The 26461-nt window shown below is 65.9% G+C and carries 29 protein-coding genes; 18 read left to right on the forward strand and 11 right to left on the reverse strand.

Annotated features, from left to right (window positions below):
- The first annotated feature begins 7 nt into the window (after window positions 1–7).
- From LG3211_RS02700 to LG3211_RS02735, 8 genes are all read left to right on the forward strand, one after another.
- Window positions 8–1810, forward strand: a complete 1803-nt coding sequence (locus LG3211_RS02700) for an XVIPCD domain-containing protein (protein WP_148648714.1) — start codon at window positions 8–10, stop codon at window positions 1808–1810.
- Window positions 1807–2058, forward strand: a complete 252-nt coding sequence (locus LG3211_RS02705; RefSeq protein WP_057941483.1) for a hypothetical protein — start codon at window positions 1807–1809, stop codon at window positions 2056–2058. Before LG3211_RS02700 ends, LG3211_RS02705 begins: the two co-directional genes overlap by 4 nt.
- 273 nt (window positions 2059–2331) lie before the next feature.
- Window positions 2332–2811: a VOC family protein gene (locus LG3211_RS02710; RefSeq protein WP_057941484.1), complete on the forward strand. Its 480-nt coding sequence runs from the start codon at window positions 2332–2334 to the stop codon at window positions 2809–2811.
- Between the two features lie 335 nt (window positions 2812–3146).
- Window positions 3147–3755: an SRPBCC family protein gene (locus tag LG3211_RS02715; protein WP_057941485.1), complete on the forward strand. Its 609-nt coding sequence runs from the start codon at window positions 3147–3149 to the stop codon at window positions 3753–3755.
- Window positions 3756–4299: 544 nt separating this feature from the next.
- On the forward strand, window positions 4300–5532 hold the full coding sequence (locus LG3211_RS02720; RefSeq protein WP_057941486.1) for an MFS transporter: 1233 nt from the start codon (window positions 4300–4302) through the stop codon (window positions 5530–5532).
- A gap of 78 nt (window positions 5533–5610) precedes the next feature.
- Window positions 5611–6120, forward strand: coding sequence for a DUF1697 domain-containing protein (locus LG3211_RS02725; RefSeq protein ID WP_057941487.1), 510 nt, complete (start codon window positions 5611–5613; stop codon window positions 6118–6120).
- Between the two features lie 88 nt (window positions 6121–6208).
- Entirely contained in the window at window positions 6209–6748 is a 540-nt protein-coding gene (locus tag LG3211_RS02730) for a DUF2058 domain-containing protein (protein WP_057941488.1), read from the forward strand.
- Between the two features lie 120 nt (window positions 6749–6868).
- Window positions 6869–7726, forward strand: coding sequence for an arylamine N-acetyltransferase family protein (locus LG3211_RS02735; RefSeq protein WP_057941489.1), 858 nt, complete (start codon window positions 6869–6871; stop codon window positions 7724–7726).
- Between the two features lie 210 nt (window positions 7727–7936).
- On the opposite strand, the gene LG3211_RS02740 is transcribed toward LG3211_RS02735, so the two are convergent.
- Both LG3211_RS02740 and LG3211_RS02745 read right to left on the reverse strand, forming a co-directional pair.
- Window positions 7937–8821, reverse strand: coding sequence for a hypothetical protein (locus LG3211_RS02740; RefSeq protein WP_148648716.1), 885 nt, complete (start codon window positions 8819–8821; stop codon window positions 7937–7939).
- A gap of 297 nt (window positions 8822–9118) precedes the next feature.
- Window positions 9119–10021 (reverse strand): tetratricopeptide repeat protein, encoded by a 903-nt coding sequence (locus LG3211_RS02745; protein ID WP_057941491.1) that lies wholly within the window; start codon window positions 10019–10021, stop codon window positions 9119–9121.
- A 401-nt stretch (window positions 10022–10422) separates the two neighbouring features.
- Here LG3211_RS02745 and LG3211_RS02750 point away from each other — a divergent pair, with 401 nt between their 5' ends.
- Entirely contained in the window at window positions 10423–10851 is a 429-nt protein-coding gene (locus tag LG3211_RS02750; RefSeq protein WP_057941492.1) for a PepSY domain-containing protein, read from the forward strand.
- Between the two features lie 93 nt (window positions 10852–10944).
- Here LG3211_RS02750 and LG3211_RS02755 read toward each other — a convergent pair whose 3' ends face one another.
- Window positions 10945–12252, reverse strand: coding sequence for a beta-1,3-glucanase family protein (locus LG3211_RS02755; RefSeq protein WP_057941493.1), 1308 nt, complete (start codon window positions 12250–12252; stop codon window positions 10945–10947).
- A gap of 194 nt (window positions 12253–12446) precedes the next feature.
- Here LG3211_RS02755 and LG3211_RS02760 point away from each other — a divergent pair, with 194 nt between their 5' ends.
- The 3 genes from LG3211_RS02760 (at window position 12447) to LG3211_RS02770 (ending at window position 14526) form a co-directional block, all read left to right on the forward strand.
- Window positions 12447–12905, forward strand: a complete 459-nt coding sequence (locus tag LG3211_RS02760) for an Lrp/AsnC family transcriptional regulator (RefSeq protein ID WP_222837566.1) — start codon at window positions 12447–12449, stop codon at window positions 12903–12905.
- Between the two features lie 101 nt (window positions 12906–13006).
- Window positions 13007–13906 (forward strand): SMP-30/gluconolactonase/LRE family protein, encoded by a 900-nt coding sequence (locus LG3211_RS02765; RefSeq protein WP_057941494.1) that lies wholly within the window; start codon window positions 13007–13009, stop codon window positions 13904–13906.
- A gap of 200 nt (window positions 13907–14106) precedes the next feature.
- Window positions 14107–14526, forward strand: a complete 420-nt coding sequence (locus LG3211_RS02770) for a VOC family protein (protein WP_057941495.1) — start codon at window positions 14107–14109, stop codon at window positions 14524–14526.
- A gap of 128 nt (window positions 14527–14654) precedes the next feature.
- Here LG3211_RS02770 and LG3211_RS02775 read toward each other — a convergent pair whose 3' ends face one another.
- The 5 genes from LG3211_RS02775 to LG3211_RS25355 form a co-directional block, all read right to left on the reverse strand.
- Window positions 14655–15224 (reverse strand): DUF3016 domain-containing protein, encoded by a 570-nt coding sequence (locus LG3211_RS02775; protein ID WP_057945227.1) that lies wholly within the window; start codon window positions 15222–15224, stop codon window positions 14655–14657.
- A gap of 141 nt (window positions 15225–15365) precedes the next feature.
- On the reverse strand, window positions 15366–15722 hold the full coding sequence (locus LG3211_RS02780; protein WP_083512270.1) for an excalibur calcium-binding domain-containing protein: 357 nt from the start codon (window positions 15720–15722) through the stop codon (window positions 15366–15368).
- A gap of 150 nt (window positions 15723–15872) precedes the next feature.
- Window positions 15873–16247: a YciI family protein gene (locus LG3211_RS02785; RefSeq protein WP_057941497.1), complete on the reverse strand. Its 375-nt coding sequence runs from the start codon at window positions 16245–16247 to the stop codon at window positions 15873–15875.
- A gap of 347 nt (window positions 16248–16594) precedes the next feature.
- Window positions 16595–16759 (reverse strand): hypothetical protein, encoded by a 165-nt coding sequence (locus LG3211_RS26235; protein WP_187313126.1) that lies wholly within the window; start codon window positions 16757–16759, stop codon window positions 16595–16597.
- Between the two features lie 159 nt (window positions 16760–16918).
- Window positions 16919–17281 (reverse strand): hypothetical protein, encoded by a 363-nt coding sequence (locus LG3211_RS25355; protein WP_148648717.1) that lies wholly within the window; start codon window positions 17279–17281, stop codon window positions 16919–16921.
- 366 nt (window positions 17282–17647) lie between these two features.
- On the opposite strand from LG3211_RS25355, the gene tsaA reads away from it, so the two are divergent.
- The 5 genes from tsaA to LG3211_RS02810 all read left to right on the forward strand — a co-directional run bounded on the left by tsaA (window position 17648) and on the right by LG3211_RS02810 (window position 22727).
- Window positions 17648–18184: a tRNA (N6-threonylcarbamoyladenosine(37)-N6)-methyltransferase TrmO gene (gene tsaA, locus LG3211_RS02790; protein ID WP_057945228.1), complete on the forward strand. Its 537-nt coding sequence runs from the start codon at window positions 17648–17650 to the stop codon at window positions 18182–18184.
- 238 nt (window positions 18185–18422) lie between these two features.
- Window positions 18423–18929: an SRPBCC domain-containing protein gene (locus LG3211_RS02795; RefSeq protein ID WP_083512271.1), complete on the forward strand. Its 507-nt coding sequence runs from the start codon at window positions 18423–18425 to the stop codon at window positions 18927–18929.
- A 179-nt stretch (window positions 18930–19108) separates the two neighbouring features.
- Entirely contained in the window at window positions 19109–20134 is a 1026-nt protein-coding gene (locus LG3211_RS02800) for an ABC transporter ATP-binding protein (RefSeq protein WP_083512272.1), read from the forward strand.
- Window positions 20131–20892: an ABC transporter permease gene (locus tag LG3211_RS02805; RefSeq protein WP_057941498.1), complete on the forward strand. Its 762-nt coding sequence runs from the start codon at window positions 20131–20133 to the stop codon at window positions 20890–20892. Before LG3211_RS02800 ends, LG3211_RS02805 begins: the two co-directional genes overlap by 4 nt.
- A gap of 452 nt (window positions 20893–21344) precedes the next feature.
- Complete coding sequence (locus tag LG3211_RS02810; RefSeq protein WP_057941499.1) at window positions 21345–22727, forward strand: amino acid permease; 1383 nt, start codon at window positions 21345–21347, stop codon at window positions 22725–22727.
- A gap of 174 nt (window positions 22728–22901) precedes the next feature.
- Here LG3211_RS02810 and LG3211_RS02815 read toward each other — a convergent pair whose 3' ends face one another.
- Complete coding sequence (locus LG3211_RS02815) at window positions 22902–24428, reverse strand: vWA domain-containing protein (RefSeq protein ID WP_057945231.1); 1527 nt, start codon at window positions 24426–24428, stop codon at window positions 22902–22904.
- A 383-nt stretch (window positions 24429–24811) separates the two neighbouring features.
- Here LG3211_RS02815 and LG3211_RS02820 point away from each other — a divergent pair, with 383 nt between their 5' ends.
- A complete protein-coding gene (locus LG3211_RS02820) occupies window positions 24812–25297 on the forward strand; it encodes a tetratricopeptide repeat protein (RefSeq protein ID WP_057941500.1) in 486 nt (161 codons plus the stop codon).
- Between the two features lie 12 nt (window positions 25298–25309).
- Here the strand turns inward: LG3211_RS02820 and LG3211_RS02825 are convergent, their stop codons facing one another.
- Both LG3211_RS02825 and LG3211_RS02830 read right to left on the reverse strand, forming a co-directional pair.
- Window positions 25310–25792: a DUF2165 family protein gene (locus LG3211_RS02825; RefSeq protein WP_057941501.1), complete on the reverse strand. Its 483-nt coding sequence runs from the start codon at window positions 25790–25792 to the stop codon at window positions 25310–25312.
- Between the two features lie 301 nt (window positions 25793–26093).
- Window positions 26094–26351, reverse strand: coding sequence for a DUF3297 family protein (locus LG3211_RS02830; protein WP_057941502.1), 258 nt, complete (start codon window positions 26349–26351; stop codon window positions 26094–26096).
- Window positions 26352–26461 lie beyond the last annotated feature (110 nt).

Raw genomic sequence — 26461 nt, forward strand, 5'->3', positions numbered from 1 at the left:
GACAAGGATGAACAAGCAGCTGGATGCTGCCGTCAAGGCGTTTGCGACTTCGCCGGGTGTGAGCGACGCTCATGTCGGGCACCTGCGCGAGGCGCTGGTCTCGGACGATGAGTTGCTGGAGGAGATGAACAAAGCCGCCAAGCTGGGGCGGCTAACGTCTTTTTCTATCTCACCCACGTCAGAAAGCTTGGTGGGAGACATCGACATTCGTAGCGGTGTGGTCGGACTTCCCATCAGCGCGTTGGCGGGGTCTGACGCCGGTTCGAAGGGGCGGTTGGATGCTGCGCTGAAAATTCAGGAAATGTCGCTGCGTTTCGGCAACAGCACTTACAAAGACGAAGCCGGCAATGTCGTTCCTGTGTCGCAAGAGATGGTGGGCAACCTGCAGTCGGCGATAAATGCCTCGCCGATGCTGGTGGAGCGTATCGGGGCCGCGATCAACGCCGAGCCAAAACCGCATCTGAAGAGCTTCGGAATTCTGCCTCATGGACAGGGAGCCGGGGCCGCTTACGATGGCGACGAAAAGGCCATGCTGATTCCGGCCTATCGGCTGCAGAACAAATCTTCAGCCAATACTTCGGGATTCGATGTCGCGCCGATGGTCTTCACGTTGGCGCATGAGACGCAGCATGGTTTCAATCATGACAAGAAGCGCGAAGCATGGGCCGCCTTCGACGCTGAGATAAAGCAGATCGCGCGCGACAAAAATCCCGTCAACGACTACACGCCACCCATCGGGAAGTTCATTCAGGCATCACGGGAGGACGAGGCACGAGCTGAGATTGCAGGTTGGAACGCGGTTGTAAGCATGAAGCGCCAAGCCGGCAGTGAAGTCAGCCTTAGTGAAATGAGTCGAACAAAAGGCATTCGTTCCTATATGTTCTTGGGCCGAGACGATGCCGCACAACAGCTGGTCGGAAAATCCGGCTTGAAATTCAACGCGGATTCGACCATAGACCCGACGCCGGGTAACGTCGAGGCCATGGGTAAGAACTACTTCGACCGTAAGCCCAAAGCAGATGGAATCGAATCAGCCGAGACGGCCACGCTGGGGCCACACAAGGAGTCTGACTACCAAAACTACTACGGCAGGAACGCGATCGAACGCGTGATTCAGTTTGATCGCGAATATGCGCATTCGGTGGGTGGTGTCGAACCGAAGATGCATATCGATATGGGCAAGCTACGCTTGAACGAGCGGCTGATCGAACGGCTAGGGCTGCAAATAGATCCGCACCCCGAACGTCCCCAGGCCTATTACGACACCAGCCAATCACCGCCGGCGTTGCATCATTTCGAGCACACCAAGACCGGGGCTAGATTGAATCAACATGTGCCGATCGAGTCGAGCGTCCTGGCCGACTCCTTAAGCACGATAGACAGCGGTCGGCCGATACCAGGCCAACAGGCGCACCCAGATCACGGCTTGTACTCCCAGATTGCGACCCAGGTCCGACAACAGGATCAACAGCACGGACGCCATTGGGACGAAGCCAGTGAGCGTATGACTGCTAGCCTGTTGGCACTGGCTAAGGAAAATGGCCTATCGCAAGTGGATCACGTGGTCTTCAGCATCAAAAACGAACACGTCGCCGCCGGCGAAAACGTCTTCGTCGTGCAAGGGCGGCTCGATGACCCGGCGCACCTGCGGGCGCATATGAAAACGGATGAGGCCGCTCGCACGCCGGAGGCGGCTTCGTTCGAAAAGGTAGAAGCGATCAACGAGCGTATCGCCCGGCAAACGGCCCAGGCCCAGGCGCTCGGGCAGACGCCGGAGGAAACGCCCAAGGGGCCGGGCATGGGGCGATGACGGCACTGCACTATCAAGACGGCCAAGACATCCGACTGGGCGACAGCGTCCGCTGGGGAAACGATGCGCGCGGCGTGGTCGTGGTCATGATCGCCGAACAGACGGCGCTGCCTGGCTACGTTGCGGCGGAGTGGGCGTATCTGCAGCGCGGCTGCATGATCGAGCTCTCCGCGTCCGGACTGTTCCATTACGACGCCGAAGGGTCGGCGCAGGACGAAGGCCTCGTGTTGCTCGCTCGCGCGACCTGACTGCCGCCGCCGGACGACGGCGGGCTTCAAGAAGCGACTGTCGCCATCGTCGAAATGTCAGCTCGGGCAGGTGACATTGTCCCGTTGTTTTCCGCGCGCTTGATGATACTTTTGCCCGGCACTCGCCTGGGCCCCGTTTAAACATGTGATCGGGCATGCAGCGGCGCCATGAGACGATCGTGCATACGCCTCGTGGCCGGCAGCGCGCCCGCGTAATCCGGCGCTTTGCGCGACTTGAATGCACGTATCCGCTCTGAAAACAGGAGAACGGCGATGGTCAGCAAGAACACGATTTGTCTGTGGTACGACGGCGGCGCTTTGGATGCGGCGAAGTTCTACGCGCAGACGTTTCCGGACAGCACGGTGGGGGCGGTGCATCACGCGCCCGGCGATTATCCCGATGGCAAGCAGGGCGATGTGCTGACGGTCGAGTTCACGGTGATGGGCATTCCGTGCATCGGTTTGAACGGCGGGCCCATGTTCAAGCACAGCGAGGCGTTCTCGTTCCAGGTGGCGACCGACGATCAGGCCGAGACCGATCGCTTGTGGGACGCGATCGTCGGAAACGGCGGCAAGGAAAGCGAGTGCGGCTGGTGCAAGGACAAGTGGGGGCTGTCGTGGCAGATCACCCCGCGTGCGTTGACGGATGCGTTCACCCATCCGGATAAGAAGGTGGCCAAGCGCGCGTTCGACGCCATGATGAAGATGCAGAAGATCGATATCGCCACGATCGAGGCCGCTGTCCGCGGCTGATCGGGCACGCGCGGCGGCTCTGCGTGAAGCCGCGGCTGAACAGCGGTTTCGCGCCGTAGCCGACGCCAAATCTTCCGATTCGCCGAACCACCGGGAAGCGGTCTGAGCCGCTTCCCCGTGGTTCGGCCGCGCGCTGGTCGTATCGGCGCCGAAGCCCGGATTCCTGCGCCTGGCCAAGCCGGGCGCTGCCGATCGAATCCCGGTTGTCTTGACCCTGTCATCCCCGTGGCATCGAATCCGCGGTACGGCTCAAACGCCGGGAGACGACGATGGCCAGGTTCCGCATTCCAGTCTCATGCCGGGTTCCGGCGGTTTCACGCGGTCAGGGCTGGTACTTGGCCTGTCTTCTGTTCTTGCCGGCGGCCTGGCCGGCGTTCGCCGGCGAACCGGCCCCGCAGTGGCGGTTGGTCAGCGACAAGGACGGCATCCGGCTGGAGGCGCGGCGCATTCCTGGTGAGCGTTTCGATGAGCTGCGTGTCACCACGTCGCTGAAGGCTTCGCCGAAGACGGTCGCGGATTATCTGCTCGGGAAGTATCTGGACGAGAAGAATAAGAACATCAGCCGCACCTTCATCCAGCGAGGGCCGGACATGGCGCTGTGGTCGGATGTGCTCAGCACGTCGGTCACCAGTGATCGCTGTTACTCCATGCGCTTCGAGCGGCATGCGCTGGCCAACGGCGAGATGCGGGTGAAGTTCGTGTCGCTCGACTATGCCGGCAGGAAACCGATGCCGGACTGCATTGCGCTGCGCGCGCGCGGCGAGTGGACGATGACGCCGAGCGGCACCGGCACGCGCTTGACCTACGCTTCGCTGACCGACATCGGCGGCAGCGCGCCGGCATTCCTGGTGCATCGTTCGCTGTCGTCGGCCGCGGTGTCCAGCGTGCGCAAAGTGGTCGCGGGCGCGTCGGGCTTGGCGTTGCCTCGTGGCATCGGCGACTGAGCGACAGCGCGCCGATCCGAATCCGGATCGAAGAGCGTTGCAGATCGGAATCGCGTGTCGGCCTGCGGGTTCACCGAGCCGGGTTTCGCCGATCAGTGCGGCCCGGCATCGCCGGGCGATATGGCCATTTCGCGGTATCGATCTTGGCGAAGCCGAAAGGAATGCCGGCGAAATGGCCGTGCTGACCGCGTGCGTTTTGCGCCTTGGTGTTGCTTGATGTTTGGAGCGAAAAGCGAATCCCCCCTGGCCCCCTTTTTCAAAGGGGGGAACAGCAACGGCAACTTCACTGGGGATCAGCAGCGATTACGACAACGATAACGGCGACCGCAACGCCAACCGCCGACGAAACCATTGCCCCCTTTGAAAAAGGGGGCTGGCGCCTGCGTTGCGTGCTTCAGACGGATGCGCCTGCGCCGGGGGATTTGCTTCTACAACACCCGCGAAACGTGACCGACGAGAAGGCCGAACCCGGCCAGTGTCGCGGCGATCAACAACGCCAAACCCCGCAGTGGCGCCCGTTGCTGCGATGCACAATAATGGCCCCATGACCCCCGCCAGCCCCGTCCGCCAGGACAGCCCCGCGCCGATCCTGTCTCCCCGCCAGATCGCCCTGATCCTGTTCGCCCTGGCCATGGGCGGTTTCGCCATCGGCACCAGCGAGTTCGTGGTCATGGGCCTGATCACCGACATCGCCCGCGCGATGGGCGTGAACGAGCCCGCGGTTGGTCACGTCATCAGCGCGTATGCCCTGGGCGTGGTGGTCGGCGCGCCGGCCTTGGCGATCCTTGGCGCGCGCATGTCGCGCCGCAGTCTGCTGCTGGCGCTGATGGGCTTCTATGCATTCGGCAATCTCGCCAGCGCGCTGGCGCCGGGTTACTACACCTTGATGTTCGCGCGCTTCGTCGCGGGCCTGCCGCATGGCGCGTATTTCGGAATCGCGGCCCTGGTGGCGGCGCGGATCAGTCCGCCCGAGCAGCGCGGCGCCGCGGTCGGGCGGGTGATGTTGGGCTTGTCGGTGGCGTTGCTGGTGGGCAATCCGCTGGCGACGTGGCTGGGGCAGACCTTCGGCTGGCGCTGGGCGTTCGGACTGGTGTCGTTGATCGCGCTGGCGACGGTGACGATGACCGCGCGGGTGTTGCCGCCGGGCATGCATGCGCCGCGCCCGGACGCGATGCGCGAGTTGCGCGACTTCAATCGCAAGCCGGTGTGGCTGGCCCTGGGCATCGGTGCGATCGGCTTCGCGGGCATGTTCTGCGTCTTCAGTTATCTGGCGCCGACGCTGGTGCACGTGACCGGCGTGCGCGAGTCGTTCATTCCCTTCGGACTGATCGCGTTCGGCATCGGCGGCATTCTCGGCACGCTCGGCGGCGGCTGGTTGTTCGACCGCCTGCAATTCCGCGCCGCGGCGTGGATTCTGGTGTGGTCGGCGGCGATCCTGCTGCTGTTCCCGCTGGCCGCGCGCTCGGTGTGGACGGTGCTGCCGGCGGTGCTGGCGGTCGGCACGATGGGCGCGTTGGCGACGGTGTTGCAGGCGCATCTGATGGACGTGGCCAAGTCGGCGCAGACGTTGGCGGCGGCGTCCAACCATTCGGCGTTCAACATGGCCAATGCGCTCGGGCCGTGGCTCGGCGGCATGGCGATCACGGCCGGTTACGGCTGGACTTCGACCGGCGTGGTCGGTGCGATCACGGCCGTGGCGGGGTTGCTGATTTATTTCTGGGCACGCAGCGATGCGCAGCGTACCCGCGCGCTGGCGGTGGTCAACGAGGCCGAGTGACTCCGGCGCGCAAGCGTCAGAGCAGACGTCCTTCCAGGCGGTGTCCGAAATTCCCCGCGGCTGCCGTATCCTTGCGCCATGCCCACCTATATCGCCCTGCTGCGCGCCGTGAACGTCGGCGGCACCGGCAAACTGCCGATGGCCGAGCTGCGCGCCATGTGCGAGGACGCCGGTTTCCTCGATGTGCGTACCTACATCGCTAGCGGCAACGTGGTATTTCGCAGCGCCCTGAGCGCGAGCGCGGCGCAGGCGGCGTTGGAGAAGCGGCTGGCGGACTATGCCGGCAAGCCGGTCGGGGTGATCGTGCGCACCGGCGCGCAGATGGCCAAGGCGCTGGCGGCGCAGCCGTTCGCGCATGCCGCGCCCAATCGCGCGGTGCTGATCTTCCTCGATCAGGCCCCGCCGGCCGATGCATTGGCCGCGGTCAAGCACCTTAACGGCGAAGAGATCGCCCTGGGCGAGCGCGAGATCTACGTGCACTACGGCGACGGCATGGCCGATTCCCGGCTGGTCATTCCCGCGGCCAAGGCCGGCACGGCGCGCAATTTGAATACGGTCGCCAAGCTGGTCGAGATGGCCGACGGCTGAGCGGCGGCGCCCCGTGAAACCCGCAAAAAGTCAGGTTCGGCCGCCCCGGCCGGTTTAAGCCGGCCGCGGCCCGTACTAGACTGGGCCCATGCGAAATCCCCTACAAGATCAATTGCTCAAGGCCGGCCTGGTCAAGAAGTCCCAGGTCGCCCAGGTCGCGCGCGAGCAGGCCAAGCAGCGCCAGGGCAAGGCGCCGCCGCCGCCCAGCGCGGAACAACTGGAAACCGAGCGGCTGCGCCTGGAGCGCGCCGAGCGCGACCGCGCGCTGGCGGCCGAGCGCAATGCGCAGGCGCGCGCGCACGAACAGCGCGCGCAGATCCGCCAGATCGTCGAGACGAACAAGGTCAAGCGCGAGGGCGAGATCTCCTACGGCTTCACCGACGAAGGCAAGATCAAGACCGTGCTGATCAACGCCGCGCTGCGCGCGCAGTTGGCCAGCGGCGCGCTGGTGATCGCCCGGCACGAGCCCGGTTACGAACTGCTGCCGCGCGCCGCCGCGGAAAAAGTCCGCAGCCGCGATCCGTCGATGATCGTGCTCGATCACGCCGAGCCCAAAAGCGAGGCCGTGGTCAGCGAGGACGATGCGTTCTACGCGAAATTCCAGGTGCCTGACGATCTGATCTGGTGATGCGCGAAGCCGCGGCGGCGTTTACACAGCCGCCGCACGCCGGATCGACAATCCGCGCACTCGACCCGCGCGGTTCGCAGCCGTTACCGTAGGCATCGGCCGCCTGCCTGGGAGTCTGCGATGTCAGCGCAACTGCAACATCTTCCCGCGTATCTGCAACGCCTGGATTTCGAGCGCGCGCCGCCGCCCGACCTGGATACCCTGCGCGAGTTGCAACGGCGCCACACGGCCGTATTCGCCTTCGAAACCATCGCCACGCTGCTGCAGGCGCCGGTGCCGGTGGATCTGCCGTCGCTGCAGCGCAAGCTGTTGCACGAAGGTCGCGGCGGCTATTGCTACGAACTCAATCGCATGTTCCTGGCGTTGCTGCAGGATCTGGGCTTCCAGGCGCGCGGCCTCACCGGGCGGGTGGTGATGGGCGGGCCGGAGGACGCGATCACCGCGCGAACGCATCTGGTCGTGCTGGTGACCATCGACGGCGTGGAATACCTCGCCGATGTCGGTTTCGGCGGCATGGTGCCGACCGCGCCGCTGGCGCTGCACGAGCGCGGCGAACAAGCGACCGCGCATGAGCCGTATCGCCTGGACACGCGCGGCGACAGCTACGTCTTGCGCGCGCGCAGCCGCGAGGACTGGCAGGCCTTGTACGTGTTCGATGCGCAGCTTCAGAGCGAGATCGATTACGTCGTCGGCAACTGGTATGTCTCCACCCATCCGCAGTCGCCGTTTCGCGGGCAATTGTTCGTCGCGCGCACCGGGCCCGGGCTGCGCAAGACCTTGAACGGCGGCAGCTTCGCCGTGCACCGCGTCGGCGCGGCGAGCGAGCGGATCGATTTGCCGGACGCGGCGGCGGTGATGGCGGTGCTGCGGGACGAGTTTGAACTGCGCTTGCCGGACGATCCGCAATTGCCGGCCGCGATCGAGCGCAGGTTGCAGGTGCAGGCGGCGGAGCGGGCGGCCGCGCAGTCGGCGGCCTGATCGGCGGGCTCATCGACCAGAGGTTTAGAGCCGGTTCCACGTCGCTGCTTGGATCGTCGAGCCGCTGCGTCTTTTTTGCTCGTCATTCCCGCGAACGCGGGAATCCAGTGCCTTTCGTGCGAGAACGCCTGAAGTCGCTGGATTCCCGCCTTCGCGGGAATGACGAGTCTGTACCCCCCCGAGTCTGTGCCCCCGAGCCTTTGAAAGCTCTTAACGCCGCTTGAGCTTACTGATCTCATCCAACTCCGCCTGCACCCGCGCCTGCCGATAGCGATAGATGGCGCTGCGTTGTTCGGCCAGCGCCTGGATATCGCGGACCAGCCGGTTGTATTCGTTCGCGTCGCTCTGCCGCTCGAAAATCAGCGCGTTGTCGCGCAACTGGACCTGGCCGAGCCGGGCCTCGGCCAGCGCATAGATGCGTTCGATCTTGCCGATGGCCACGCGCTGGTTGTTGAGCAGGGCGTTGTCTTCCTCCAGCCCGCGCGCCGCGTTGCGGTCGTGGCTGGCGATGACGGGGCGGCCTTCGGGCAGTTCGGCCGCCAACGCGCGCAGGCGTTGCTCGAGCTCGGCCTGACTGGTGCGGTTGATCGCGAGCGAGTAGTTGAGCAGAGTGATGTAGCGCCGGATGACGGCGCGGCCGGAGCGCAGGCCCTGCTCGCTGAGCAGGTGCTCGGGCAGCAGCAGATCCTGCAGATGCAGCGCGGCGATCCGCGCCTCGACCTCGGCCTGGCGATAGCGGCTGCGGCCGCCGACTTCATCCACGATCACGCGCATGCCGCTCAACAGCTCTTTCGCGTTGCGCGCCGGCGCCAGGCGGGTGTTGGCGGCGGACGGCCGCGTGGCGAGGCTGTCGGCGTCGGGGACGTTCAAGCGCTGCTGCTCGCGCACCAGCAGTTCGCGGCTGTCGGCGGCGAGCCCGCGCTCGCGCTGTTGCTCGCGCAGACTCTGGGTGACGTCGTCGGAGACCAGCGAACACACCCACAGCACCATGATCAGCACCACCAGCGCGAGCAGCATCCGCTTGAACACGGCATTGGAGCGCCAGGCCCGCCACATCGACGGCGTCGGGCTGAAGCCGCCCCAGCCGGGCAGCACCGCGCCGCAGCGCGGGCAGACGCGCGAGCCGGCGGGGACGTTCGATTTGCATTGCCGACAAACGATGCGAAGCCCCCGGCCTGCGCGGCCTGTGTTGATTGACGTTCGATGCGGCGTGCGCCGATCGCGACCGCGTTACGGCCCGGCCGCGATTCGATCATGCGCCGGCCAGGTTTCGATAGCGCGCTCATTATCGATCAGCCGCGCCGGCGGCGACCAGCCCGGGTGTCGCCCGGTTCGCCGGCCGGCGCCGGCCGCGGCCCGGCGGGCGATACCGACGTGTCCGCCCGGCCGCCGTCAGGACTTCGGTTCGCAGACCGCGCAGTCTCCGGTGAACAGTTTTTCGCCGTCGCGGTCGCGATCGAGCACCGCGCGAATGCGCGCCTGACGCTGGTTCATCAGCGCATCGCGCGGCGCGCCGTAACGCTCGGCCAGGTCGTACAGCGCGGTCGCGTTCTCGATCGAGCCGCCGGCCAGATGCAAGGTCGCCCAATCCATCAGCAGGTTGGCGACCACCGGGTCCTTGGGTTTGACGAACTGGGTGCGCTCGAACAATTGATAGCTCAGCGAGCGCTCCAGCAGGACCGGGCTGACCCGGCGGCCGTCGTTGCCGAGGGGCATCGCCGGCATCTTCGGAATCAGCGCACGGCTGAAGTCGAGCCCGGCCACCGAGCGGTGATCGAGATAGTGCGGATCGCGCTTGAGCGCGATCTTGGCCTGCAGGATGCGCGCGTGCAGCCATTCCGAGCGCTGGTGTTCGTTCTGGTTGCGGCGGATGCCGATGCGGATCCAGCGCAGCGCGACCTCGTCGTAGCCGGCCAGCTCCAGCGCCGTTCCCAGATTCGCCGCGGTCTGGTGGCGGCCGGGAAAGCGGCGCTCGACGTCGAGGAAATGGTCGATGGCGCGCGCATAGCTGCGCCGGTAGATCAGCACCACGCCCAGGTCGTTCAGGTGCGCGAACTGCGGCAACTTGCGCGCGCGTTCGACCGCCTCGGCCAATTGCCAGTCGGCCGGCACCGGGCCGCGGGCGTCGTCGGTCAGGTGCGCGGTCATGTCGGTGCCGCCTGCGAACCAATCGGTTTCGAAGGTCTTGCCGCGGATGTTGGTTCCGATTTCGTTGATGCAGGCGTGGGCGGCGGCGGGCAGCAGCAGTGCGGTCAGCAGCACCGCGCGCCAGCGCCGCAATCGGGCAACGAACATGGCAGTCTCCCCTTCGGCCACGTCCGGGTGGCGCGATTGTGATCACGTTAGTCGCCCCGGCGCGGGAAACCAAGTCCGCGCGGACGGGCGGCGGTGCGGTCGCGCCGCGCCGTCAATGGCGCACGAACACGCTGGCAAAGTCATCGCTGCCGCGGCGCGATCGATGCGGGTATCGGCATTGCCGAAATCCCCCATACCTGCGCCGGGGTGCGCGAACGGGTTGCACCGACGTTAGCGCACGGTGATGCCGGCATGAGCGTTGGCGAAAATATCGATCGCGCGCCGGCCGCGGCGCCGCATTCATTCATCGCTTAAGCAACAGCATGAATGACGCGCGGTTGTTCACTTCTCGTTTGCGCGGCGTATCGAGAATCGAATCTCCCCACGCACAGGAGGACGCCATGAAGCGATATCTGCTGGCGCTGGCCCTGGTGGCCTGCACCCCTTCCTTCGTAATGGCCCAGGCCGCGCCCACCGCGCTGACCGAGCATCAGATCCGCACTCGCCTCGCCGAACAGGGCTACACCAAGATCAACGATCTCGACTTCGAGGACGGCGTGTGGAAAGCCGATGCGCGCAGCGCCGACGGCAATCGCGTGCAGGTCAAGCTGGACCCGCGCAGCGGCCGCGTCTATCCGAACGAGCAGGTCGCGCAGATGAGCGAGCGCGACGTGCGCGCGGCGCTGTCGGCGGCGGGTTACACCAACATCCACGATGTCGATTACGACGACGGCATCTGGCTGGCCAAGGCCGACGATCCGGCCGGCCGCGACGTCAAGCTCAAGCTCGACCCGGACAACGGGAAGATTTTCGGCGTCGAGAAGAACTGATCCACGCCTTGAACCGGTTCATGCCGAGGTAAACATCGCGGCCGCCTTCGTTCGAAGGCGGCCGCTGTTTCGTCCATCCTCCGCGCGTGGTTATCAGCTGTAGAACTTGCCGATCACCACGTTGACCTGCGTGGCCGCGTTGAGCTGTATCGTCGGGCTCTGCTGGCAGACATCGTCGTAGGGAAAGCCATACGCCAGGCCGTTGGTGTTGGCCGCATGCATGATCGCGGCCCAGGCGTTCCAGGTGCCGCCGGAGGGATAGAACGATCCGGCCTCGCTATGGCAGACGGTGTCGTCCAGCAGATAGCCGGGCACGCCGCGATTGAACGCCGCGGCGATGTTCTTGCCGACGTTCTGCTGCGCGGCGCCGCCGGCGGTCAAGGAGTTGGCGCATTGCCATACGTCGATCGAAGCGATCTGCACCGTCGACGGCGCCGCGCCGACCATCGCGAAGGCCACCGCCGGCGCCGCCGCCTGCCATTGCGCCAGGGTGGTGTATTGCCCCTGATAGAAATTCAGCACGCCGCTGCCGCTGTCGACCACGCCGGTGTAGTAGCCGGTGGCGCCGTCGTTGACCACCAGCGGCGTGGTCTGCCAGTTGAGGTACCACGCGCTTAAGGTGTCGTTGAAGTAATCGGTCAGCCCGCCGCTGTAGCTGCCCATCGCGGTCAGGGTCTTGGGCGATTGCGCGCGCAGCGTGGATAGGTTGGCCGGATAGGCGGCCGCGGCGGCGGCGTTGACCGCGACCAGGCTGCCCGAGTCGACGAACGGGCCGGTCAGCGCGCCGATCTTCGCCAGCAGCGCGTCGCGGGTAAGGCTCATCGCGCCTTGCAGACTGCCGCCGGGCGCGCCGTCCAGGCTCATCGCGAAACCGAACTGATCGACCTGGGTGGTATTGCCGTTGAAGTTGCCTTCGCTGTCGTAGGAGAACTCGATCCAGTCGAACAGGCACTGCGCGCCCGGGCCGTCGGCGTACGGCACCGGCGCGGCGTAGCCGCTGGCCTGGACGGTGAACGGCAATCGCGGCAGCCCGACCGACACGTAGATGCGTCCGCTGAAGGCATTGGCGCCGATGCCCAGGCCGGGCACGGTGGTGGTGTTGATCTGCGACAGGTCCAGTTGCGTGGCCGGCGCGGTGCGGGCCAGCGCGATCGAGTAGTCGGCCCAGGCCAGGGGATAGTTGGGTTGCAGTGCGGCGATGGCGGCGGCATCGAGCTGGCCGGAGTCGGGAAAACTCTGCGCGGCCTGGGTGTTGTCGTTCAAGGTCATCGCCTGCGGCACGCCGTTGGCGTCGAGGCGATAGAACACGCCCGCGACCAGGCCGACGATATAGGCATAGACGCCGACATCGGCGGCCAGATCGGTCTGGGTGGCGTCGAGGGTGAGGGGTACTGAGCTCATGGGCGATACCTTCGTATTGGAGGGCGGGCCGTTAACGAACGTGGAACCGCGGCGGCGGCGGACACGCGCGGGCGCTCGGCGCGCAGCGGCGGATGAGAGGTAAACGCCCGCGCCGGCGGCCTGTGAATGCCAAGGTCGGCCGCGGCGCGTTCTACACTGGCGCGCAAGTCATCGCCCCATTGCCGAGTCGCGATATGGATCAATTCGATCGCCGCATCCTGCAGCGCCTGCAGGACGACGCGCGCACCACCACGGACGACATCGCCGAGGCCGTCGGCTTGTCGGCCACCGCGGTGCAGCGGCGGATCAAGCGCCTGCGCGCGCAGGGCGCGATCGTGTCCGAGGTCGCGGTGATCGACCCCGCGGCGGTGGGCCTGGGCCTGCGCGTGATCGTCGGCGTCGAACTGATCCAGGGCAGCCGCGCCGACCTGATCGATCCGTTCAAGCGGCGCATGGCCGCCCAGCCGCAGGTGCAGCAGTGCTACTACGTGGCCGGCGAATTCGATTTCCTGCTGATCGTGCTGGCGCGCGATGTCGCCGATTACGAGCGACTGAGCCGGCAGTTGTTTTTCGAGGACGCCAACATCAAGCGCTTCACCACCACCTTCGTGCTGGACGCGGCGAAGGTGGGCCTGCAGGTGCCCATCGACTGAGCGCACGCAGTTTCGCGGCGTCATCGCCGCGGTGTACGCAGGAATCCGGCCGGCCGCCGCGACGACAATGCCTGTCGCGATTTCACCGACACGGATTAGCGATGGCCGACGACGATTACGTGATTCACCACGCCGAATTCCGCCGCTGCATCCGCTTGAGCGCGAACCTGGAGCGGCTGGCCGACGGCTGCCGCTGGGCCGAGGGGCCAACCTGGTTCGCGGCAATGCGGTGCGTGGTCTGGAGCGATATCCCCAACGAGCGCCTGCTGCGCTGGGACGAAACCAACGGCCAGGTCGGCGTGTTCCGCCAGCCGTCGGGCTACGCCAACGGCGGCACCGTGGATCGGCAGGGCCGCATGATCAGTTGCGAACAAGGCGGGCGGCGGGTGATCCGCACCGAGCACGACGGCCGGATCAGCGTATTGGCCGAGCACTATCGCGGGCGGCGCTTCAACAGCCCGAACGACGTGGTGGTGCAGTCTAACGACGCGGTCTGGTTCACCGATCCCTCCTACGGCATCGACTCCAGCTACGAGGGCGTGCGCGCGCCGGCCGAGCAGGACGGCTGCCATATCTATCGCATCGACCCCGCCGATGGCGCGATCGAGCGCGTGGCCGAGGGCTTCGTGCAACCCAACGGGCTGGCGTTCTCCCCGGACGAATCGCGGCTGTATGTGGTCGATAGCGGCGTCGGCAGCGGGCTGCTGCGGGTGTTCGATGTCGGCGACGACGGCCGCCTGAGCGCGGCGCGGACGTTCGCGACCTGCGCCGATGCGGTCTACGACGGCCTGCGGGTGGACGAGGACGGCCGGGTCTGGGTCAGCGCGGGAGCCGCGGTGCATTGCCACCGCGCCGACGGCGAGCTGATCGGCGAGATCCGCCTGCCCGAGCGGGTCTCCAATCTGGTGTTCGGCGGGCCCAAGCGCAATCGCTTGTTCATTACCGCCACCACCTCGCTGTACTCGGTGCTGCTGGCGGTGTGCGGGGCCCGGACGGTCTGAGGGGCGCGTCCCGGAGGGCGCGCGGGCGGCCGGGCTGCGGCGAAAACGGGCATGCGAAATTTTTTTTCGCGGCCGTGTCGATTCCTGCGATCCTGGTTCGTCGTTGTCAGGAGCAGGCAGGAAACGGTCCGGAAACGAGCCCTTCGCTACTGCCCGCCGCCTCAATCCATCCATCCCTTTCAACTGCCGGAGCCATCGCCATGACCACCCACGCCCAACTGTTCGTCAACCTGCCGGTCAAGAACCTGGACCGTTCGGTCGAGTTCTATACCAAGCTCGGCTACACCTTCAATCCGAAGTTCACCGACGAAAACGCCACCTGCATGATCGTCGGCGAGAACATCTTCGTGATGCTGCTGGTCGAGCCGTTCTTCCAGAGCTTCACGAAGAAGACCGTCGTCGACGCGACCAAGCAGGTGGAAACGCTGGTGGCGGTGTCCTTGCCCAACCGCGCCGAAGTCGATGCGCTGGCCGACAAGGCCGTGGCCGCCGGCGCGACCGCGCACGAACCGAAGGATTACGGCTTCATGTACCAGCGCTCCTACGACGATCTCGACGGCCACACCTGGGAAGTGTTCTACATGGATGCCGACGCCGATCCGAGCGCCGCGCAGCAGTAAGCCGTTCGCGGGACTACGCGGCGGCGGCCAGTCGGTCCGCCCCGAGCGCAACAAAAAACCTCGTGATGTGCGAGGTTTTTTGTTGGCCGGGGTTTGGCGTCGGCGGAGTCGAAAACGCGATGCCCGGATCAGCGCGAGGCGCTGCGCGCGTCGGTGGATTTGAATTCGTCGTGCAGCCAATCGTCGATCAGGCGTTTTTCGTAGCGCAGCGGATCGGAGTCGCTGGCGGTGCGCGGACCCATCATGAAGCTCATGTCGCGCAAGGTGCGCTGGCCTTCTTCGATCACCTGGCCGTTGGCGTCCAGGCGCTTGAAGCTCAGCGCGATCTTCGGCGGATAGATGTCGCGGACGAAACGAGTGTCGTTGTACTGCGAGCCATGCCAGGGTTCGAAATCGCCGGCGCGCTTGATGTCGGTGATGTCCACGTCCAGGCGCTCGCCCGGCGGCAGCCGGCGCTGTCCGCGCGTGCGCACGTACTGGGCGAGTTGCTCGACCCAGTTGCCGCGGCGCGCTTCATAGCGGTTGCGGCTGTGGCGGATTTCGGTGAACTGCTCGGGATTCTGCCAGCTCACGCTGACCGGACCCTGCGCGGGCAGCGCGCGCGGGGCGTCGGGATCGGTGACGCTGCGGGATTTGGCGCCGGCGTCCCCGGCCAACAGCGCGGCGGCCGAAAGAACGATGGCGAGTGCGGTCCGCATATACATGACGGGCTCCGGTGCGGGTGGGGATGCCTGGATTCTCCGCCTCCGCCACGGCGGCCGCCAGCGACACTGCGTTAAACCGGGTCCGGGCGCGGCCGCCGTTGCCGCGAATTCACGATGCGCGGGAGGTTCGCCTGTTCATTCGCAGGCTTTTCCATCGTGGTCGCGATCCAGATGCGGCGCATAGCCCGGATCGCCGAGCCTGAGCGGCGTCGCGCCGGCCGCGCGCGCGGCGCTGCAGTTGGGGTAGTAGATCGCCGGCGCGGCGTAGGATGCGCCGCCGGACGGCGCGTAGCCCTGGGCCTGAGCCGGTTGCCGTGCGCGCGCCGGAACCGCCGGATAGATCGGCGCGGCGGGGCTGCGATGGCAGTGATAGCCGCCGTGCTTGCGATCGTGATGGCAGCCTTCGGCGTTGAGCCCGCCGCCGTGCGCGCCGACGTCGACGGTCGCACACAGCAAGGCCCATGTCAGCGCCGCTCGATAACGCGATGTCATGCCTGTCCCCCGTTCCGCTATCAACGCGGTGGGGGAGCCGAACAGGTCAGGTCGGTGCGGGGTATCGCGGCGTCAGTGGGCACTGAGCGGAAGACCGGCGCGCGCTTGCACTCGCGTGCACCGGCTCAACAGATCCACGCGGCCGGCGCTTCAGGCATTGAAGTGCTTGCGCACCTGCTCGAAGTCCGCCACCGGACGCACCTCGATGCGACCGGTCTGGCTCCACGGGAAGTCCTGCGCGATGCGCAAGGCTTCGTCCATGTCCGCCGCTTCGATCAGATTGAAGCCGCCCAGATACTCCTTGGCTTCGGCGAACGGGCCGTCCATGAAGGTGGTGCGGCCGGCGCGGGTGCGCAGCGACACGGCCTTCGCCGGCGGCTCCAGCATCTGCGAATCCAGCAACACGCCGTTGTCGCGCATTTTGTCGGCGTGGGCGATGCAGCCGCGCATCATGGTGTCGTACTCGCCGTCGGGCAGGGCTTCGATCAGCTGATCGTCGTTGTAGATCATCACGAGAAATTTCATGGAGTCCTCTGCAACGGGCTCGCGCCCGCAGTCGATAGATTCGCCCGCAGCCCGCGCGGGGCTGGCCGGGATGGATGGCTGCGGCGCCGAGCATAACGCCATCGGTGTAGGGGGCTGCAGTGACAAAACGCATGTGATGGGTTTGTTTGCGAGCTGCCAGAGCCATCGCTGGGCGGTATGGCCTGCGGCGATTGATTGTCGAAGGCGGCGCCCCCGGTCCCGTACTGCGCGCTCAGTCCGGCGCGATATTCAACTCCACCCGCCGATTTCGCGCCCGTCGCGCGCCAGTTTTATTGCAGTTTAAGGAATCGAATCGACCACTAGCATTCGTGCCTCTGTGGATTCTCCTACCACGCCGTACATCCATACTTCTGAGCGAGCTTGATTGTTTTATCCTTCCAGTCACCCACGCCTGCCAAACCGAGCACGCCGCTCCAGAAATCGGCGGCGACGTCGAGGTCGCCGGTCTCGCAATCGATGATGAAACCGGTCAGGCGGCTGCGGTGAGCCATTTTGTTGCTCCGGGTAGTGCATTCGCTGCCAGATTGTCGCGCTGCCGGGCCGCGCGGAAGTGCAGGTGTCGCCGATTCGGCAGATCGCGGGCAACAAGTCCGCCGAGTGGCGGGCTTGTTGCGTGATGGGATCGACTTAATTGCGGTCCCTTTGTCTCCCTACAAGCCGAGGTTGCTTTCCTTTGTAAGGATTCGATCAACGCGACCATTTTGATCGAACACGACGATTACTCTCGTAATTTTCGTGATCGCATTCACTGGCGGCTCGAAAACGAAAAAAGTGAGGGTAGACGATTCGAGCGCCTCCTCTTGAATCATTTCAGTCGGGAATGTCGAGGTGTCGGCCAGCGGAGGGCTGAACTTGAACTTTATGCCGCGGTCTTTCAGTAGAAGTTCGACGTTGGCACGAGTTTCTCCGACTCTAATTCCTTCAGTCGCAGCCTCGGCAGGTCCATGCCTCTGGCAAGAGGCCGAGTAGATACTGAAAAATGCCAACAGCAATCCATTGATAGCGCGTTTCACTGACTAGGCCCCTTTGGTTCGAACGGCACTCCAGTTGTAAGGTTGTTTCCCAAGGCGTTGTTGTTAGGGTCAGGCGTGGCAACGGGTCTAGTTCCAGTAAGACCTTGCGCAGCGTCAAATGCAAATGAATTTGAGTTTACGCCGCGCGCGTTGTAGTTAACTCCCGCAGCATTCACAGCATCCTTAAAGTGAGTAAGTTGTTTCATTACTTCGCCGCAAGAGACAGCCGTACCTTTATGTTGCCCTCGCACGCCAATCGATTGAAGTAGCGAATCCTGGCACAGCTCCAACAGTTGATTGGGCTGCAGCCGCGCATCGACGCGCGCCAGCGGCGACAATGCCCGCCTGCTCCCCGACGCGCCCCCGATGTCCAATATCTACCCCTGCCGCCCGATCGCCTACCTGCGCTCGCCTTACGCGCAGCGCATCGACGCGCCGCATCAGCCCACGGTGGTGCAGGGCACCGAAACCGGCGATGTGGCGCAGGCGCGGGTGGAGTTCGTCGATGATCTGCCGGGCGAGGCGTTCGCCGATCTGGCCGGGTTCGAGCGGATCTGGCTGATCTTCGCCTTCGATCGCAGCCAGGGCTGGAAGGCGCAGGTGAAGCCGCCGCGCGGCGGGCCCAAGCGCGGAGTGCTGGCGACGCGTTCGCCGCATCGGCCCAATCCGCTCGGACTGTCGGCGGTGGAACTGGTGGCGGTGGAGGCGCGCGCGCTGGTCGTGCGCGGCGTGGACTTGCTCGACGGCACGCCGGTGCTCGATATCAAACCGTATGTGCCGTATGCCGATGCGTTCGCGCAATCGCGCGCGGGCTGGATCGACGAGATCGATGCCAGCCAGGGCCGGCATTCGGCGCCGGGGCCTAAGCGGCCGCGTAAAGCCAAGGCCGGGCCGGGCCATTGAAGTCTTCGATGAGGTTCTCGAGCCGGACCGGGGCCTGACTGCATCCACGACCTTATAGAGGGTCGCAGCCTGTGAGACCCCGCCGCGGATCCTGTGCATCCACCGCCTTGACGCGACTCGTCGTCGGCGGTAGTTTCCTTGTCGGTTAATTATCCGACCGGTTTATTTGGATGCCCGCTCCGGGCCGTGCCGCGGCCGCCGGAGCGGCGCAGGGTCCTTTGCTCCAAGGAGTTCCGACATGACGTCAGACGGTTCCAGCCCTTTCGCGGCCGCGCCCGCGCGCAGCAGCCATCGCATCGAAGAACGCAGCATCCGCCTGCAATGCCTCATCCACGCGCCGCGCGATCTGGTGTTCCTGGCCTGGACCGATCCGGTCCACGTCGCCCGCTGGTGGGGGCCGCACGGGTTCCGCAGCGTGGTGCGGCAGATGGATGTCGCGGTCGGCGGCCAGTTCCGCATCTGCATGATCGCGCCCGACGGCACCGAGTACCCGATCAAGGCGACGTATCAGGACATCGTCGAGCCCGAGCGCCTGGTCTATATCGACGACTGGGACGACGACCGCCCCTCGCAGCAGTCGCGGGTGACGGTGACCTTCGAAGCGGCCGGGCCGGAGCAGACCTTGTTGACGGTGGAGATGCTGTTCGCGACGCAGGCCGAACGCGAGGCCGCGCAGGCGCAACACATCATCCCGGGCTGGGGCGAAACCTTCGAGCGCCTGGACGCTTATCTGGCGCAGCGCTGAGCGCGGCGCAGGCAAATCGCGCCACCGGTGCAGCACGCCGGCGCGCACGCGCCGTACACTGGCCGGCGCAAGCATGCGCTCGCGAATCCGTCGCGATCGCCGGCCGCGCGAACGCACCGATGCGTGCCGGTGCGATCGCGCGACACACCGCATCCGCGTCCCGTCCCCAGGGAGTCTCCATGCCGTCCGCTTCCGTCGTACCCGCCGCCGCCGCGCCCGATCGCGCGCGCAACGACGCGGCCAATATCGTTTCGATCCAGGGCCTGAGCAAAACCTATGCCGGCGGCTTCCAGGCGCTCAAGCGCGTGGACCTGGACATCCGCCGCGGCGAAATCTTCGCCCTGCTCGGGCCCAACGGCGCCGGCAAGACCACGTTGATCAGCATCGTCTGCGGCATCGTCAATCCCGGTGAGGGCCGGGTGATCGCCGACGGCCACGACATCGTGCGCGACTACCGCGCCGCGCGTTCGGCGATCGGCCTGGTACCGCAGGAACTGCACACCGACGCCTTCGAAACCGTGTGGGACACGGTGCGCTTCAGCCGCGGCCTGTACGGCAAGGCGCCCAATCCCGCGTATCTGGAAAAACTGCTGCGCGAGCTGTCGCTATGGGACAAGCGCGGCGAAAAGATCATGGCCCTGTCCGGCGGCATGAAGCGGCGCGTGCTGATCGCCAAGGCGCTGTCGCACGAGCCCACCATCCTGTTCCTGGACGAACCCACCGCCGGCGTGGACGTGGAGCTGCGCCGCGAGATGTGGGCGATGGTGTCGCGCCTGCGCGAAAGCGGGGTGACCATCATCCTCACCACGCACTACATCGACGAGGCCGAGGAAATGGCCGATCGGGTCGGGGTGATCAACAAGGGCGAGATCGTGCTGGTCGAAGACAAGCGCACCTTGATGCGCAAGCTCGGCAAGAAGCAGTTGACCTTGCAGTTGCAAACGCCGCTGCAGGCGCTGCCTGACGCGTTGCGGCACGATTCGCTGAATCTGGCCCAGGACGGCAACGAGCTGGTCTACACCTTCGACGCGCAGGCCGAGGACACCGGCATCGCCGCGCTGCTCAAGCGCCTGGGCGAGCACGGGATCGAGTTCAAGGATCTCAACACCAGCCAAAGCTCGCTGGAGGAAATCTTCGTCAACCTGGTGAAGTCGCCGCGGGCGCAGCCGCCCTCGGCGGCGCCGTCGCCGGAGGCGCGCGCATGAACCTGCACGCGATCAAGGCGATCTATTTCTTCGAAATGCACCGCACCTTCCGCACCTTGATGCAATCCATCGCCACGCCGGTGCTGTCCACCTCGCTGTACTTCATCGTGTTCGGCTCGGCGATCGGCTCGCGCATGGTCGAGATCGGCGGCATCAGCTACGGCGCCTTCATCGTGCCGGGCCTGATCATGATGTCGCTGCTGACCGAGAGCATCTCCAACGCCTCCTTCGGCATCTATCTGCCCAAGTGGTCGGGCACGATCTACGAGCTGCTGTCGGCGCCGGTGTCGTTCGTGGAGGTGATCTGCGGCTATGTGGGCGCTGCGGCGACCAAGTCGGTGATCCTGGGCCTGCTGATGCTGGTCACCGCGCGCTGCTTCGTCGATTTCACCATCGTCCATCCGCTGTGGATGGCGGTGTTCCTGGTCCTGACCGCGGTCACCTTCAGCCTGTTCGGCTTCATCATCGGCGTGTGGGCCGACGGGTTCGAGAAGCTGCAGATGATCCCGATGATGATCGTGATGCCGCTGACCTTCCTGGGCGGCAGCTTCTATTCCATCGACATGCTGCCGCCGTTCTGGCGCGGGGTGTCGCTGTTCAATCCGGTGGTGTATCTGGTCAACGGCTTTCGCTGGAGCTTCTACGGCAAGTCGGACGTGGACATCGTGCTGAGCGTGGGGATGACGGCGGGGTTCATGCTGCTGTGCCTGGCGGTGGTGTGGTGGATCTTCCGGACGGGGTACAAGCTCAAGAGCTGAGGAACTGGGGCCGCGGCCCTCACCCCAACCCTCTCCCGCAAGCGGGAGAGGGAGCAGAGCTGGTTGCTTTCTCTTCTCCCGCAAGCGGGAGAGGGAGCAAGAGCTGGTTGCTTTTCCTTCTCCCGCTTGCGGGAGAGGGAGCAAGAGCTTGTTGCTTTCCCTTCTCCCGCTTGCGGGAGAGGGAGCAAGAGCTTGTTGCTTTCCCTTCTCCCGCTTGCCACCCAAGGTGACTTCCTTCGGGGCGCGGGAGAAGGTGGCCCGAAGGGCCGGATGAGGGCACGCGCGACGGCGTAGCCCGCTGGTTAGACCAGGCAAAAGGAAGAAAAAAGGAAGAAAACCGAAAACCGCGGCCCTGCCGGACCCCGGACACCCGGGGTATGCTTCGCCGATTCCCGCCCGGCCGCGCTGAGCGCAGCACGGTCGTCGTGTCGGGAGCAGCCGGAGTCCCGCGGATGCAGAACAACCAGCAGCAACTCCACCGTGGCCTCAGCGAGCGCCATATCCGCCTGATGGCGCTGGGCGCCGCGATCGGCGTCGGCCTGTTCCTCGGCTCGGCCAACGCGATCAAGCTGACCGGCCCCGGCATCCTGCTCGCCTACCTGCTCGGCGGCGGCGCGATCTTCATCATCATGCGCGCGCTCGGCGAAATGGCCGTGCACAACCCTGTCGCCGGCTCCTTCAGCCGCTACGCGCGCGACTACCTCGGTCCGTTGTCGGGCTACCTGACCGGCTGGAACTACTGGTTCCTGTGGCTGGTGACCTGCGTGGCCGAGATCACCGCGGTCGGCGTGTACATGCAGGTGTGGTTCCCCGAGTCGCAGCAATGGGTGTGGGCGCTGGCGGCGCTGATCGCGATGGGCTCGGTCAACCTGATCACGGTCAAGGCCTACGGCGAGTTCGAATTCTGGTTCGCGATGATCAAGGTCGTGACCATCGTGGTGATGATCCTGGCCGGCCTGGGCATGATCGTGTTCGGCTTCGGCAACCACGGCGTGGCCACCGGCATCAGCAATCTGTGGGCGCACGGCGGCTTCTTCCCCAACGGCGCGCAGGGCGTGCTGATGTCGCTGCAGATGGTGATGTTCGCCTACCTGGGCGTGGAGATGATCGGCCTGACCGCGGGCGAGGCGGCCAATCCGCAGAAGTCGATTCCCGATGCGATCAACTCGGTGTTCTGGCGGATCGTGATCTTCTACGTCGGCGCGCTGTTCGTGATCCTGTCGCTGTACCCGTGGAACGAGCTGGGCACCACCGGCAGCCCGTTCGTGATGACCTTCGAGCGCATGGGCATCCGCGAAGCGGCCGGCATCATCAACTTCGTGGTGCTGACCGCGGCGCTGTCCTCGTGCAACGGCGGCATCTTCAGCACCGGCCGCATGCTCTACAACCTGGCCCAGCAGAAGCAGGCGCCGGCGTTCTTCGCCAACACCTCGCCCGGCGGCGTGCCGCGCGCGGCGATCCTGGTGTCGGTGGTGGTGCTGCTGTTCGGCGTGGTGTTGAACTATCTGGCGCCGGCCAAGGTGTTCGTGTGGGTGACCTCGATCTCCACCTTCGGCGCGATCTGGACCTGGGGCGTGATCCTGGTGTCGCACATGAAGTTCCGCGCCAAGCTCAGCGCCGAAGAGCGCGCCAAGTTGGCGTTCAAGATGCCGATGTATCCGGTCGCGTCGTGGGTGGCGCTGGCTTTCCTGGTGCTGGTGGTGGGGCTGATGGCGTACTTCCCCGACACCCGCGTGGCCTTGTACGTGGGCCCGGCGTTCCTGATTCTGCTGGTGGTGCTGTATTTCGTCGCCGGCTTGAACAAGCGCGACAGCGCGGTGGCGCAGGGCGCTTGATCGATAGAGCCCCTCTCCCGCTTGTGGGAGAGGGGTTGGGGTGAGGGGATGAGCGCGTAGCGCGAATGCTTTGGTTGTTGCTTCCGCTCGCTGCGAAAAAGCGGCCCTCACCCTAGCCCTCTCCCGCCAGCGGGAGAGGGAACAGTCCGGCGGATCCGTTTTGTCGATGGCGGCTTATTCCTCCGCCACCGCCGCACCCTTCGTCGCTCCGCCCTTGGCCTGCAGACTGCGCGCGGTCTGCGCCAGTTGCAGGAACTCGCCGCGATAGCCGTTGCGATCGTCGCCGCGCGCGCTGCGCGCCAGGCCGATCACGCCGTCCCAGCCGAAGTTCTGCTCGACGTAGGTGCCGCCGCGCAACAGATCGCCGAAGCCGGCGACCGCGGCGGCGAAGCGCATGCGTTCGCTGGGTTCGGCGGCGATACCACGACGCAGCATCGGCGTTTCGATCAGGCGGCTGTCGTTCTCGCCCGGGCGCTTGTAGCGCAGACGCAGCAGCGCCAGCTCGTCGGACTTGCCTTGGGCGCTCGCGCCGTCGGCGGCCGGTTTCGCCTCGCCGGCCTGCGAGTCCTTGCCGTAACGCAGCGGGTCCACCGATTCGCCGCCGGAGCCGACCAGGGCCAATTCGTACAGCGCGGTGACGTCGTGGCCGGCGCCGATCTCGCCGGCATCGACGCGGTCGTTGTTGAAATCCTCGCGCTTGAGCACGCGGTTCTCGTAACCGATCAGTCGATATTCGGCGACCACCGCCGGATTGAACTCGACCTGCACCTTGACGTCGCCGGCGATGGTCATCAGCGTCGAGCCCAGTTCTTCGATCAGCACCTTCTGCGCTTCCAGCGCGCTGTCGATGTAGGCGTGATTGCCGTTGCCGATGTCGGCCAACTGCTCGGCCATCGCATCGTTGTAGTTGCCGGTGCCGAAGCCCAGCGTGCTCAGCGCGATGCCGGACTTGCGCTGGTCGGCGACCAGGGTTTCCAGCGCGGACTGATCGGACACGCCGACGTTGAAATCGCCGTCGGTGGCGAGCAGCACGCGGTTGATGCCGCCTTCGATGAAGGCCTGGCGCGCGGTGGCGTAGGCCAGCTGGATGCCTTCGCCGCCGTTGGTGGAGCCGCCGGCCTGCAGACGTTCGAGCGCGTCGAGGATTTCGCCGCCGCGATCGCCCGCGGTCGGCGCAAGCACCAGCCCGGCCGAACCGGCGTAGGCCACGATCGAGACCCGGTCCTTCGCCCGCAACTGCGTCGCCAGCTGGGCGAACGCGCGCTTGAGCAGGGGCAGTTTGTCCGGCTCGTCCATCGAGCCGGAGGTGTCGATCAGCAGCACCAGATTGGCCGGCGGCAGCTCTTGCTTGTCCACGTCGTAGCCCTGGATGCCGATCTGCATCAGTACGTGCTTGGCGTTCCACGGCGCCGGCGCGAGTTCGGTGGAGACCTTGAACGGCGTGTCCTTCGAGTCCGGGCGCGGATAGCCGTAGTCGAAGTAGTTCACCAGTTCCTCGACCCGCACCGCGTCCTTGGGCGGCAGTTCGCCGGCGGCGAGCATGCGCCGCACGTTGGCGTAGCTGCCGGTGTCCACGTCGATGGAGAAGGTGGACACCGGTTGTTCGGCGACGCGGTGGATCGGGTTGGCCTCGATCTTGGCGTAGCGCTCGGTGTTGACCGGCGGCTCGGCCTGGTAGGCCGGTTCGGCCGCGGCGGGCATGGCGATTACGTTGGCGGTTTCCTCCACCGAGGCAGCGGCGTCGGCTTCGGCATGATCGACTTTCTTCCCGCAGCCGGCCATGACCAGGGCCAGGGCGAGGCCGGCGGCGAGCGCGGCGAGGGACAGGGGGCGTGCGGGGAGCGTGCTCGTATCGAGCCGGGGTGCGGTGCGCGACAACATGGTGATCCTCCAATGATCGGGTTGTGCGACGGGCTAACGTCTGCCGCCGCGCTTCGGGGTTCCTCCCTCGACGGCGGCGATCGCAACATACGAAAGCGCGTCTTCGCTTTTCGTTATGACGGGCGTTGGTTTTTCGTTGCCCGCGTCCAGGGCACAATGCCCGGTCGCAACCGATCGCCGGTGCCGGGGAGGCGCAGGCCCGCATGAACCTATCGCGGCTCGACAATCCGGCTTTGCTGCAGCTCGCGTCCGCCGCCATCGCGCAGGCCCGCGACGTCGAGGCTGTGCGCCTGCTCAAGACCGTGCTCGAACGCGATCCGGGCAATCTGCACGCGCAGTACCTGCTGGCGATCCAGCACGCCCAGCTGGGCCTGTACGAGCGCGCCGAAGAACGCCTGCGCGCGGTGTTGAACGCGCAGCCGCAGTTCGTGGTCGCGCGTTTTCAACTGGCGCAGTTGCTGGTGATGCGCGGCACCGTCAAGGACGCGCGCGAATGGCTGCTGCCGGTGCTGGAGCAGGGCGCGCCGTTGGGCGCGTATGCGCAGGGACTGTTGGCCGCGGCCGAAGGCGATGCGGCGCGCGCCTGCGGCCTGATCGAAGCGGCGCTGCTCTTGCCGCAACCGGTGCCGGTACTGGCCGGCGACATGCGCCGGCTGTGCGAGCAATTGCGCGAAACCGCCGTCGCTTGAGCCCCGATGGGCTCAGGCGCGCAGATTGACCGCCAGCAGGCCCAGCACCGACACCCCGATCAATACGAAGTGCAGCAGCTGCACGTTGTCCTGGCGGATGTAGTAGGCGAACCAGCTGCCGCCGAGCAGCATCAGGAAGCAGGTCGCCATGAATGCGGTCAGTGCCAGATTGGCCAAGGCGATGGGGTCGGCGACGATGCCCGCTCCGGCCAGCGCCGCCGCCGCCGACCACAGCAGCAGCGCGCTGACGACCTCGGCCGCCAGCACGATGCTCAGCACCGCGCGATGCCAGGCGACGTTATCGACCTTGCGCGATTGCAGCGGCGTCTGGATCGCCGGCGCCTGGTCCAGCGGCGCCATGCGCATGATCTGGCCGAGCGCGAACACGCCGTTGCGGAAGGCGACGAGGTTGTTGAAGGCGACCACGCTGATCCACGAGGCCAGACCGGCGAGGAGGATGAGCTTGAACGACAGCAGGCTGGCGGCGAGGGACATGGATGGGCTCCGGAACGTCTGGGCGAGGCCCCGTGCCGGGCGGCGATTCGGGGTGCATGCTCTATCGACGATCCAGGGGCCGCGTTTGCGACATCCGGAACAAAAGTGTCGCGACTTTTTTGTGGGCGGCGCTTGTGTGGGAGGGGCTTCAGCCCCGGCGCTCTTCGCTCCGCTCGCGATGGGACTTCCCGGGCACCGACCGGAAAGCATCGGGGCTAAAGCCCCTTCCACAAAAGGTGGCGAAGCAGCGTAATCGGCGGCCGGACGCGAAGGCGCCGCGAAACGGCGCCCCCGCCAGCGCTTACTCGGCGGAGTCGGGCGCCGGCAGCAGGTAATAGGCCTCGACCTGGCCCTTGTGCTTCATCGTCATCGGGTTGCCGCGGCGATCCAGCGACTTGCCGACCGGCAGGCGCACCCAGCCTTCGCTGATGCAGTATTCCTCGACGTTGCTGCGCTCCACGCCGTTGAAACGGATGCCGATGCCGCGCTCGAGCACGGACGGGTCGTAGAACGGGCTGCGCGGGTCGTTGGACAGATGGTCGGGCGGGGTGTCGGTCATGGTGGCGCTCTAGCGAAGACGGATACGGCGGGACGGAGGCGGGCGCGGTCGGTCGCGGGGACCGCCCGGCGCGGCGCCTAGGATACGCGGGCCCGGCGGCAGGGCCCAGC

The organism is Lysobacter gummosus (assembly GCF_001442805.1).
In the GTDB taxonomy this organism is placed as follows: Bacteria; Pseudomonadota; Gammaproteobacteria; order Xanthomonadales; family Xanthomonadaceae; genus Lysobacter; species Lysobacter gummosus.